The following is a 12,253-nucleotide window of genomic DNA, read 5'->3' on the forward strand; positions in this document are numbered from 1 at the left end:
ATCCGTACTTGGAAAGGGCTTTATTGGAGTATTAATCATGCATCATAGGAAGTATATGCTCTTTAATGAAGTTCCATCTATCCTTTGGCTGCATCATAAATTCTGATGCAATGGCAACCACCATCTTCAGCTTAGGTATACAACAAATTATATTGCCTCCATCTCCCATTGCAGAATAAGTCAAGATGTCAGCATCCTCTCTTAGCCACCATAAATAGCCGTAATTGTTTGGGTTCCGCTTTGTTGATTCTGTTATCCAAGTCTCCGAAAGAATCCTGTTATTCCCCCAAGTGCCATTGTTTATATAAAGATAACCGAATCGTGCCATATCACGTGTTGTAAGGGTTAGCCCCCATCCTCCTGTAGAAATACCATTTGAATCATACACCCAGCCTTTCACGTTTTTGCCGAATAAATCATCAAATTCATATGCCTGCATTTGAAAGTTAGGTATTTCTTTCATACCAAGTGGTTTAAATAAATGCTCATTAGCAAATGCTCGAGCACTCTTGCCTGTGCTTCGAGTAAGAATAGCTGAAAGTAAATGTGCTCCAGCAGTAGAATATTTAAAAGTACCTAAATCCCCTTTATCCCCCATAATATCAAGAATATACTTAACCCAATCCTGTTGCTGGCATAGCACATCAAGCGGCTCATGCCAGTCCTCAAACGGATAGGGTACTGTCATTGTGAGAAGATGACGAATCGTAATCTGGTGTTTATACTGATCAACAGCATTATATTCAGGGAAAAAATCTAGCACCTTTTGTTCAACGCTTTGAATATATCCAGCTTCAATCGCAATACCAATCAGTGCAGATATGACGCTTTTCGTAACAGATGCCACATGCTGGGCATCATCTGGTCCTTTATCATTAAAATACTTTTCATAGGCTAAATAGCCATCTCTAACAATTACAATACCATTTATATTGCTATAGTACTCTTTTATTGTCGACTCAAGCTTCGAAAGCTTTTCACTGTTCATTTTTACGATTTCTAGCTCAATTTCTAGCCAATTAATAGTTTTTTGCATAGTGACCTCCAATTATTTTTTCTTTATAGGAAAATACACCTCTGTCACATAATTCTCAGGTTTCTTTGTTTGATTTGGGTCTGTTATATATACTTCATATGGTGGCAGTATCAACTCATAGCCTTCAAGATCAATCCACTTTATCAAATTAGCATATACAGAAGTTAATTCTGGGTAAGCCCCCTTTAAGATTGATTTGGCACAAAGTCCGCCTGGCAAATTTCTTGCCCCATTTACAACTTCTTTAATCGGAATAGCAAACTCTGTATCATTGCCCGCAGGATTATAGTCAGGACTATGATAAATCGTCATTGGCTTACCCAGTAATGTAAGCTTCTCTGTCGCTATCTTTTCATAAAGCTCATTAAAATACCTGCCATATCCGACTTCATAATCATCACTTCTCATCATTAGCCGCTTAAATAAGATGTTCATCGACTTTGTTTCTACAAGCTGTACTTCAATATCATCAAGATATGACATAATGGGTACGCCCTTTTCTAAATCTGAAATATCATGATTTAGTTGATGTAGAAGATATTCAAACGACTTTAGCTTTTCCTGTATTTCATGTTTTTTGCGATGAAGAGCAGTACAAAGCTTTTCTTCAGACTGATCCTCTTCTAACTCCAAAATCGTTTTAATTTCTTCAAGCGAAAAATGATAGGATTTTAATCGGTTGATAAAAAGCATTCTTTTTAATTGCAAAATGGAATAATATCTATACCCATTTTCAGCATTAATCCCATCAGGTTTAATCAACCCAATCTCATCGTAATATCGAAGTGTTTTTGTAGAAACACCACATATTTTCGAAAATTCACCAATAGACAGCACAACATCACCTCACTCCATTCATTTATACACCTTCCCCTTAGGGCAAAGTCAATCAAGATTTATGTGTCTGGCAATGTTCTTCCTAATATAATCGTTCTATCCATTTTTTTAATAATTCTATCCATCACTTTGCTTTTTCTATCCAACATATTAGCTATTCTATCCAAAACAAAAGAAGCTCTCCTCATCGTTTTCAACGATCAAAGAGAGCTTCCTACTCTATATAAATTCGGGGGAATTTTTACTAGCTTTCAAGTGTAATGTTCGGTTTCCAATCAAACATTTTAGCACGAAAATTTATTATGGATATATATTGGGGATCTATATATCCATAGGGTAGCATTTAATAGGGTCTCTGACCTCCCTTATTAAATGTTTTGACAGATGGTTAATACTTGCTTTACAGCCTCTGCTGATTGATCGAGCGCTGTTTTTTCTTCATTTGTTAAGTGTAATTCAATGACAGATTCAATGCCATTGCCACCTAGTATTGTCGGTACCCCTAAAAATAAATTGGAGTACCCATACTCGCCTTCTAAAAGAGCAATTGACGGAATTATTTTACGTTGATCCTTCATAATGATTTCGACCATCTGTGCACATGCAGCAGCTGGTGCGTAATAAGCACTACCATTCCCTAACAACCCAACAATTTCTCCGCCACCTTTACGTGTACGTTCTACGATTTGCTGGAGTCTGTCTTGTGAAATTAGCTTTTCTAATGGAATACCACCAGCATAGGAATAGCGAATTAATGGCACCATTTCATCACCATGCCCACCTAATACGAAGCCTGAAACATCCTCTGGGGCAATGTGAAGCTCCTGTGCCACAAAAGTGTTAAATCGTGCTGTATCTAATACACCTGACTGACCGATGATTCGATTTTTGGGGAAGCCTGTTTCTTTATAACAGACATATGTCATCGCATCAACAGGGTTACTCAATACAAGAACGATACTGTTAGGTGCAAAGTGCTTAATTTGTCTCGACACTTGTTGAATAATTTTTGCATTTGTTGTGACTAAATCATCACGACTCATGCCTGGTTTACGTGGGATACCAGCTGTAATTATGACAATATCAGCGCCAGCAATATCCTCGTAATTGCTTGAACCTTTAATAGACACATTAAATTTTTCAATTGGTCCTGTTTGTAATAAATCCAATGCCTTACCCTTTGTTGGATTTTCTGCTTCAGGAATATCGAGCAGGACAACATCACCTAGTTCTTTCTGTGCTAAAAATAAACTTAATGTTGCGCCAGTATGACCAGCTCCGATAACAGCTATTTTACTTTTACGAAATGCCATTATGCTTCACCTCGATTTTCTGTTGCTACAGTATCTGTTGTTTTTTTAGCTCGTGCTGATGTAGATGCAGTTGCTGGGGCTGGTTTTTTCTTTGGAGCTTCTGGTCCCTTAATCATTTGAAAAACATCTTCATCAGGTCTTGGAATAACATGAGCACCTAATAACTCTCCAACGCGTTTTGCTGCCTCTTTGCCAGCTTCAACTGCTGCTTGTACAGAGCCGACATCACCCTTCACGACAATCGTAACAATTCCGCCATCAACAAATTCTTGCTTTACAATAGTGACATCAGAAGCCTTAATCATCGCATCAGCTGCCTCATAAGAACCAACTAATCCTTTTGTCTCAATCATTCCAATTGCACTACTCATTTCCCTCACCTCGCATCACTTCAGTGGAATCAATAATACCTATGACAACTGCATCGATTGGTAACGGATTTTCTTTCATAATATAGCGTGATGATCCACCACTTGTAATGAGCACATCATCACCAATCCCCGCTCCTATACGATCAGCTGCAACAATTTCTGTGCGAATCGGCTGTTGATTGGAGTCAATCGGTTGAATGATTAGAAGTTTTAAACCATTCAGCCCTTCCTCCTTGCGTGTTGCCCATACACTGCCTATCACTCTTCCCATTTGCATGAACTTCACCCTCTTTATGCTACACAGATTGTCTTATTACTCTGAACGAATCGTTAATGTTTTATTTAACTCTCGCAGCTTATCATAAGCCAATGCTGTCACAATGGTTTTCTTTGGTACAACAATTTCTCGCGCATCTATTTCTAACACTTCTATTTGCGAAAGTAGCTTTTTGTCAAAATGATAGACAGATGATTGCTCCACCTTCTGTACGACTGTAGACTGCTCTTTCACAGGTTTAGGTTGCTCATGTACTTGATGATGAACGATTTCAGCAAGTGTTCCTTGTTGAATTAAACCTGCATTTGCCTCATCTGTATCAATATGCATCTCTAATCGATAACGCTCTGATACTCGGATGGCCACATTCGATAAAATAATTGGGCGAATACCTTCTACCTTGATTTGTACAGCCTGTCCATCAACTACATTGAATCTCGCACTGTCCGTAGGGGACATATGAATATGAGCTTGTGCAATAATGAGACCTTCCTTTAACACAACACTCCCCTTTGGACCAATCAATGTAATTGGACTAGAGCCTTGGATATCACCTGAAATTCTTAATGGGGGCTTGATTCCTAATTTCATGGCATCTGTCCAGCTCACTTCCACTTGAGACAATGAACGAGCAGGACCAAGAATACGTACACGCTCAATCGATCCTTTTGGACCAGCAATTACCACTGTTTCCTCCGCAGCAAATTGCCCTGGCTGTGATAGTTCAAACTTTGGTGTCAGCTGATAATTCTCACCAAATAGCTGTTCCACTTCAGCTTGCGCAAGATGAACATGACGTGCGGATACACCAATAGGAATTTTACCGTCATGTGGAGGGGAAGATTGATTTTTTAAAACTTGTTGCAGAACTTCTTCCACAATTTTTTGTACTAAATTTTCTTGCATCTTTCCTCCTCCTTACGATGATACTTTTATTAATTTTCCCTGTGCTTGCTGTTCAATAAAACCTGCATTTGCTTCATCCGTATCAATATGCATTTCAAGACTAAAGTCATTGGAAACACGTACAACAACACCACGGAATGTAACAGGTCGATCACTTACTACTTCCACAGAAACTAATTCATTATTGTGTACTTCCAATGCTTTAGCATCTTCTTCTGTCATATGAATATGTGCTTGTGCAATGATTACACCTTGTTGAATAACTAACTCATTATCTTGATGAATAATTTTAATGCCTGCTGAGTTGTCAATATCACCTGATTGTCTTAAAGGAGGTGTTACACCTAGCTTCATTGCATCTGTTCGGCTTACTTCCAATTGTGTTGCTGCTCTTACTGGACCCAATACGCGTACATTATGAATAATGCCTTTAGGTCCCTCAATCGAGACACGCTCTTTCGCAGCAAATTGCCCTGGCTGTGATAAGTCAAATTCCTTTGTTAGTGTCGCATTTGGACCAAAAAGTGCCTGTAAATCCGCTTCACTTAGATGGATATGACGAGCCGATATGGCCACTGGAAATGTTTTTGTCGCTGTAGTCACATTAGCCACCTCTATATTTCATGAATTGTTGTTTCTTTATGACAAGATGAGAGCTATCCTTTTGGGATCAGCTCCCATTACTGATAAAATTAAGCCTCAGCTTTTGGTAAAATCATTTCTAATTCGTGGTGTGGACGTGGGATTACATGTACTGATAGAAGCTCACCTACACGTTGAGCTGCTGCTGCACCTGCATCTGTTGCCGCTTTTACTGCACCTACATCTCCGCGTACAAGAACTGTCACGATACCACCACCAACATGTACTTTTCCTACTAAGTTAACGCTTGCTGCCTTTACCATTGCGTCTGCTGCTTCAATTGCTCCTACTAAACCTTTTGTTTCTACCATTCCTAATGCTGTACTCATTTGTCATTCCTCCAAATTATTTATTTTGTAATGTGATTTGTTTTAATACCTGATCGACAATTTGTTGAACCATTGTTGTATCGAGAGTAGGCTCTTGTGCTACAACCGACTCTACGACTGACTGTACTTCAAATTCTGGTTTTGGTACTTCTACATCCTTAATACCGTAAGCCATACGTTTAATATTAATTAGATGTCTTGCTGTAATGTTATCCGACGTGATATTACCGCCAAATGTACCACAGCCTAATGTAAATGATGGTGCTAATCCTGTTGTGCCACCTACCGCACCGATAGATGATAATGTATTGACTACAATACGTGAGACAGGTAATTCAACAGAGAATTGTTCAGCTAATGCTGCATTTTCAGTGTGAATTGAGCAAGAATGTCCACGTCCACCAATATTTAATAGGTCAATCATGACTTGCTTCGCTTCTGTACTGTTTTCTACTATATAGAGAGCAAAGATTGGTGATAGTTTTTCAAGCGAAAACGGAATATTTTTACCAATCATCGTTTCCAACCCAACAAGTACTTTTGTATCCTCTGGTACAATGATGCCAACTGAATCCGCTAAGCAAGTAGCTGATTTACCGACGATTTGTGGATTTACCTTTCCAGGAACAGGTGAAATCAATTTTTCCATTTTAACTTTTTCTTCAGCATTTAATAGATAGGCACCGTTTTTCTTTAATTCCGTCTGTACTTGTTCAGCAATCACCTTATCCACAATAATAGCCTGCTCTGTTGCACAAATTGTGCCATTATCAAATGACTTACTTTGCACAAGTTGTCGCACAGATTTTTGAATGTTCGCAGATTTTTCAATATATGCTGGAACATTTCCTGGTCCTACCCCATAAGCAGGTTTTCCTGAACTATAGGCTGCTTTTACTAATGCTCCGCCACCAGTCGCTAGAATTAAGTGAATATCTGGATGCTTCATTAGCTGCTGCGTAGCCTCCATTGAAGACATTGTTAAGCATTGCAACAAGCCTTCTGGTGCCCCTGCCTTTTCCGCAGCTACTCGACAAACATCTAACGCCTCTTTTGTACATTTCACAGCATATGGATGTGGACTAAGCACTAAACCATTTCTTGTTTTTAATGAAATTAGCGTTTTAAAGATGGCTGTAGACGTTGGATTTGTCGTTGGCACAATACCTGCAATCACTCCAAAGGGACTAGCAATCTCTGCAACCTTCTTCATACGGTCATAGCCTACGATACCAACTGTTTTTAATTCTTTAATATCCTCGTAGACATCTCTTGAAGCCACTTCATTTTTCATCTTTTTATGATTTGGGATACCCATCCCTGTTTCTTGTACAGCCATTTTAGCTAAGCGATCCGCTTCTTTAAATGCTGCATCTGCAACAGCCTTGACAATACTATCTACTTGCTGCTGAGAAAATTGCATATAGGCAGCTTGAGCTGTATTGGCATGTTTAACAGCATCTCTCATTTCCTGAATTGCTAATAAATCTTTATCTAATGTAGACATAGAGCAGCCTCCTTTCTAAATCACTGGGTTTCTTGCTAAAATTTCAATGGCTTCTCTAAAAGCATTAGCTGCTGCTTCACAAGAAGATTGACTTCCACTTAATAAGCCACCACCAAAATTGGTTTCAGATGGAGGACCAAAGAAAACCTTTAGTTCAACATCTGCTGCCTTTAGGGCTGCATCTAAACCAACTACAGCTTCAAGTGGTGGTGCAATTAAGTATGCAAGTGCTGTACCCGCCTTTACATTTGCTAGCTCAGCAAGATAGGTGCCACAGCTAGCTACGGTATGAGCAAAAAGAGCATGATTTTCATTGTGATTAATGGCTTCAAAATACGTATCAAATTGTATTTTCTGTTGAATAGCATCCAAGCCACTACGAATTTCATCAGGTGAGCTTCCAGCAATAATACCTATGACTTCACCTGACAATGGCCCAGATGAATGGGCTGCACCTGCATAAAAGCTTTTTGCATAGACAACCTCTACATCTGCTTTCTTTGTTGCCTCATCCAAGGCAACATAGCCAACATCGTCAATTGTTAATGTAACAAGCCCAATACTATGATGATTTGGCTTTAAATCTAACTGCTCTGCTAATTCACTATTCACTCTTGGAATTGTTTGCATCGCCAAAATTTGTGCCATTATTTTTTGAGGTATCATCTTTTGGCCCCCTAACCTTCTTTAGCGACAAGGTCTACGCCACTTGCCTGGTATTGCAGGATTTTTTGTACCACTGTACCTAGATACGCTCCAGCCTCTAATGGCGGAATGCCACCTTTATGAATGTTTGAAATTACCATTCGCTCAGCCTCCACTGTGCCAATCCTCGGCTTATAGCATAAATAAGCACTCATCGATTCAGCTGATACAAGCCCTGGACGCTCACCAATTAAATAAACGATGACCTCTGGCTGTAAAATCTCACCAATCTCATCCATTAGTGCCACGCGCCCTTTATCAATATAGAATGTCGTACCAATTTCAATATTTAAATTGCTAAGACTTTGCTGTAGCGCTAAATAAACATCCTGCACATTTTCTTCAATCGCACTTGCACTTAAACCATTTGATATAATAATTTGAACCTTTGGGTTTTGTTTGCATTTGGATTGAATCAATGCTTTTCCTTCATCAGATAAACGGCGACCTAAATCTGGTCTTGTAATATATTCTTCCTTATCTGTTACCTTCGTTGTCACTTGAAAGACATTCAGCTTTTGTAAAAGTCCCTCAGTCACCTCACCATATACTGCATCAACTGCTGCTGCGTGATCGAGTCGAAATTTTAACCATGTTTTTGTCTTAGGTCTTGTTCCAGCTCTGCCTACACCAATTCTTGCAGGTGTATGTTGTTTAGCTGCCTGTACACTTTCAGATACTTCATCATCTTCAAAATGAAAGGGTTGAATTGGTGCTTCGTTAAAAGCAGGCTCATTGTAAATTACCTTGTCATGAGAATTCTCTTGTTGAAACGATTCATGATGATAAAGCTTAATTAATGGTTCATTTGATTGGATTGGACTTGGCACTTCAGCTGATTGGTTTGTTGCTGTATCATAAAATTTTATAAGTGTTTCCTTTGGTTCCTCAGCTTCTACAGCTATCTGTTTTGTAGATTTATCTGACACATTATTCCCCAGCTTTTCTACCACAAGCTGTGTGATCATTGATATTAATTGTTCATTCAATGGACTCACCTACCTTTCAAATAAAGATAAATCGCCAGCTCTTGCTGAAAGACGACCATTTTCATAAATGCCCATTTTCTCAAGCCATGCTAAATATTCAGGTGCTGGTTTTTTGCCAAATGTTTGAAGTAATGTAGCAACATCATGGAAACTCATAGACTGATAGTTCAGCATGACATCATCGCCCATAGGTGCAGCAATAATAAAATTGACACCAGCCGCTGTTAGTAAGACACTTAAATCCTCAACATCATTTTGATCTGCCTTAATATGGTTTGTGTAACAAATATCAACACCCATTGGGATGCCGTGCATTTTGCCCATAAAGTGGTCTTCTAAACCAGCACGGATAACCTGTTTGTTATTGTATAAATATTCAGGTCCAATAAAACCAACAACCGTGTTAACGATGTAAGGATTAAAATGTCTTGCAAATCCATAGTTACGTGATTCAAGCGTTACTTGGTCAATTCCCATATGTGCCTCTGCTGAAAGCTCTGAGCCTTGTCCCGTTTCAAAATAAAATAAATTCGGACCAGTACCAGTACCCTGCTTCTTCACAAGCTCCTCTGCTTCCCTAATTAAGTCAGCAGAAATACCGAAGGAACGATTGGCAATTTCTGTTCCAGCAATACTTTGGAAAATCATATCCGCTGGTGCCCCTTGTTTAATAGCCTTCATTTGTGTTGTGATATGTGCCAACACACAGTTTTGCGTAGGAATCGACCAATCATTGATAAATTCTTTCGTAGCAGTTAATACTTTTTTGACACTTTCAACAGAATCATCCACTGGATTAATGCCGATAACAGCATCCCCAATACCATAGGACAGACCTTCTTTTAGGGATGCAATAATGCCATCTATATTGTCTGTTGGATGGTTAGGCTGCAATCGAGATGAAAGGGTACCCTTTTGCCCAATCGTAATATTACACGTCGACAGTATTTCTACTTTATTAGCTGCATGGACTAAATCTAAATTGGACATAAGCTTTGTGACAGCAGCAATAATTTCAGAATTCATGCCTTTACTTAAACGCTTTAACTCACGATCACCGGTATCATTCGATAAAATATATTCGCGTAGCTGCTCGATGCTCCAGTTTTTGATTTCTCCATATATTTGCTCATTTATGTCGCCCTCAATAATACGTGAAACCTCATCATTTTCTTGCGGCACTAATGGATTTTCTCGGATATCCTTTACTAAAAGCTCACTTAGCACAGCCTTTGCTGCGATACGTTGTTGCACGGTTTCAGCTGCGATACCAGCCAGCTGATCTCCTGATTTTTCTTCATTGGCCTTGGCCATGACATCTTTTAAAGATTTGAAATTATATTTTTCTCCACCAAATATCACCGATAGATTCACATTCATCCTCCTTACTTTGAGTGAAAGGCAAGAGTTTTCACAACAACAGGAACAACGCCAGATGGCAGAACCTCTCCAATGTCGATGTAATCACCAGTCTCCACTTTGATTTGATCGATGCAAATGATTGGAACCGTTGGATTAATTGCCTGGATGGTTTGCCCAATAATCTTTGCATAATCTGATTGAATGACTATGATAATTGGTATTTCTTTGGAGCATCTTGTTGCCAAGTGCTGTAAAATAGCCTCACATAATGCATGTACATCATGAAAGCTTAAATACGGTAATTCGCTAAAATAGAGCGCAAATGGTGTGCGATTGCCCTGTGTGGAAAATAAGGCATCTGCTCTTTCCACTGCCATTTTCAACGTATCTTCAAATGCTTTTGCAGCTGTATTCATATGGCAATTGAATACTGGTACATTTTTCAGAGGTAGTACATCTTCATCCACTTGAATGGTTGCCCCGCTAATTTCTGTTGTTTGCATACCTGCACCCGTTACCGTTGCTCGAGCAGTTTCTTCAGGCTGCAGCCATAAAAATGATTGTAGCTGCTCATGCTGTACTAACATTTTCGCTAATTTTTCGCCGATATCATCATACTGGCGTTGTGTACAATCATTTTCATAAATACAGGAAGCCACGCCGCCAGAAAAGACAATAGCATCAACTGGCTTAATCCAATTAGGTAAATGGCCTAACAGTAATGGGTGGTGCTCATCTGTTAATTGACCATTTAGCGTTTTTACTAATGTACTTACCATTTCTTGAATAAGCTGTGTCACACGAATATCACTAGATGAATCACCAAGCTGTAATGGGTGTGACCACTTTTCCATCAGCCTCTTAATCGGTGGCGAAATTGATTGAACCTTACCATTATGAAATTCTATGAGTCTGCCACCAACATGAAGTGTGCATGTACCAATAACTTCACCAAACTGCATAACCGCAATATTCGCAGTACCGCCACCAATATCAATATTTGCAATGACTTTCGCAGTATTTTTTGATTGTTGCACTGTGCCTGCACCTTTAGCGGCAATAATTCCTTCCAAATCAGGACCTGCTGTTGCCACTAAAAAATGACCAGCGGAATCCGAAATTGCGTGAATAACCTCACTGGCATTTTCCTTCGTAGCAGATTCACCTGTAATAATAATGGCACCTGTAGAGATTTCTGCTGGTGAGATTTGAGCGAGCTGATATTGCTGAAAAATAAATTGTTCAATCTTTTCCATATCTATCATTTCATGATTGATAAATGGTGTTTTTATAATAGGACTTTGATGTAACACTGTTTTTTCAATAATTTCTATTCGTGGTACATGTGTTATCCCCGCAACATTTTTCAACAGAAAGCTACTAACAACCATTTTTGTTGTACTAGTACCAATATCAATGCCTGCACTATAAATTTTTTCTGTCTTCAACTTACTCCTCCCTCTTGCCGCTAAGGGCTATACATGAGATAAGGACTATCACGATCCTTGACAAATTGACGAATTTCTTCGTCAGTATTGAGCTGAATAAGTGGTGCAATCAACTCAATACCAAGATTTTGCCATGAAGAGGTTTTGACAATAGGACCATGTGTCATGACATTTTGTAATAATGCTGTTGCTCTATCAATATCTGCAAGTGGTGCATCAATTTTCGTAATCACTCCAATTTGAATCTTTGGAATGCCTAAGCTAAATTGTGGAGGGAAAACACTCCTTGATGACGTGGCATCCTGCAGATAAATCACATGTGTTACTTCAAGTGATGTGGCCATAATGTTTCTGTAATACATCGGATTTTCAATATATTCTCCGGGTGTATCTACAATCCAGTCATCAAAAACGAGTGCCTGTGTTTTTTGGGCTTGTCTGTCTTTCCCTAATAATGCATTCATTAGTGTTGACTTACCGGTTTGCACACCACCTATTATCATTACTCGATTTTTCATATGGCAGCACATC

General features: G+C 39.0%; 14 protein-coding genes. All 14 read right to left on the reverse strand.

The window, feature by feature from the left end:
- Positions 1-31: 31 nt before the first annotated feature.
- Complete coding sequence (locus tag ACQKIM_RS14715; RefSeq protein ID WP_427545159.1) at positions 32-1,036, reverse strand: serine hydrolase domain-containing protein; 1,005 nt, start codon at positions 1,034-1,036, stop codon at positions 32-34.
- 12 nt (positions 1,037-1,048) lie between these two features.
- Entirely contained in the window at positions 1,049-1,873 is an 825-nt protein-coding gene (locus ACQKIM_RS14720) for a MerR family transcriptional regulator (RefSeq protein WP_427545161.1), read from the reverse strand.
- Between the two features lie 368 nt (positions 1,874-2,241).
- On the reverse strand, positions 2,242-3,186 hold the full coding sequence (gene mdh, locus ACQKIM_RS14725; protein ID WP_427545163.1) for a malate dehydrogenase: 945 nt from the start codon (positions 3,184-3,186) through the stop codon (positions 2,242-2,244).
- On the reverse strand, positions 3,186-3,557 hold the full coding sequence (locus ACQKIM_RS14730) for a BMC domain-containing protein (protein WP_427545165.1): 372 nt from the start codon (positions 3,555-3,557) through the stop codon (positions 3,186-3,188). The genes mdh and ACQKIM_RS14730 overlap by 1 nt, the downstream gene beginning before the upstream one ends.
- Positions 3,550-3,834: a EutN/CcmL family microcompartment protein gene (locus ACQKIM_RS14735; protein WP_427545167.1), complete on the reverse strand. Its 285-nt coding sequence runs from the start codon at positions 3,832-3,834 to the stop codon at positions 3,550-3,552. The genes ACQKIM_RS14730 and ACQKIM_RS14735 overlap by 8 nt, the downstream gene beginning before the upstream one ends.
- A 36-nt stretch (positions 3,835-3,870) precedes the next feature.
- Positions 3,871-4,740 (reverse strand): phosphate propanoyltransferase, encoded by an 870-nt coding sequence (locus ACQKIM_RS14740; RefSeq protein ID WP_427545169.1) that lies wholly within the window; start codon positions 4,738-4,740, stop codon positions 3,871-3,873.
- 12 nt (positions 4,741-4,752) lie between these two features.
- Positions 4,753-5,343, reverse strand: coding sequence for a phosphate propanoyltransferase (locus ACQKIM_RS14745; protein ID WP_427545171.1), 591 nt, complete (start codon positions 5,341-5,343; stop codon positions 4,753-4,755).
- 89 nt (positions 5,344-5,432) lie between these two features.
- Complete coding sequence (locus tag ACQKIM_RS14750; protein ID WP_004269321.1) at positions 5,433-5,711, reverse strand: BMC domain-containing protein; 279 nt, start codon at positions 5,709-5,711, stop codon at positions 5,433-5,435.
- Positions 5,712-5,727: 16 nt separating this feature from the next.
- Positions 5,728-7,218, reverse strand: a complete 1,491-nt coding sequence (locus tag ACQKIM_RS14755) for an aldehyde dehydrogenase family protein (RefSeq protein ID WP_427545173.1) — start codon at positions 7,216-7,218, stop codon at positions 5,728-5,730.
- A 15-nt stretch (positions 7,219-7,233) separates the two neighbouring features.
- On the reverse strand, positions 7,234-7,884 hold the full coding sequence (eutL, locus tag ACQKIM_RS14760; protein ID WP_427545174.1) for an ethanolamine utilization microcompartment protein EutL: 651 nt from the start codon (positions 7,882-7,884) through the stop codon (positions 7,234-7,236).
- Positions 7,885-7,895: 11 nt separating this feature from the next.
- The gene (gene eutC, locus ACQKIM_RS14765) at positions 7,896-8,912 is read right to left on the reverse strand and encodes an ethanolamine ammonia-lyase subunit EutC (protein WP_427545176.1); all 1,017 of its coding nucleotides are present in this window, start codon (positions 8,910-8,912) and stop codon (positions 7,896-7,898) included.
- Positions 8,913-8,921: 9 nt separating this feature from the next.
- Positions 8,922-10,292, reverse strand: a complete 1,371-nt coding sequence (locus ACQKIM_RS14770; protein WP_427545178.1) for an ethanolamine ammonia-lyase subunit EutB — start codon at positions 10,290-10,292, stop codon at positions 8,922-8,924.
- A 5-nt stretch (positions 10,293-10,297) separates the two neighbouring features.
- Positions 10,298-11,722 carry an ethanolamine ammonia-lyase reactivating factor EutA gene (locus tag ACQKIM_RS14775; protein WP_427545180.1) on the reverse strand — a complete coding sequence of 475 codons (1,425 nt, stop codon included), beginning with the start codon at positions 11,720-11,722 and terminating at the stop codon, positions 10,298-10,300.
- A 20-nt stretch (positions 11,723-11,742) separates the two neighbouring features.
- Positions 11,743-12,240 (reverse strand): EutP/PduV family microcompartment system protein, encoded by a 498-nt coding sequence (locus ACQKIM_RS14780; RefSeq protein ID WP_427545182.1) that lies wholly within the window; start codon positions 12,238-12,240, stop codon positions 11,743-11,745.
- Positions 12,241-12,253 lie beyond the last annotated feature (13 nt).

Source organism: Lysinibacillus sp. NPDC047702 (genome assembly GCF_050272555.1).
GTDB lineage: Bacteria > Bacillota > Bacilli > Bacillales_A > Planococcaceae > Lysinibacillus.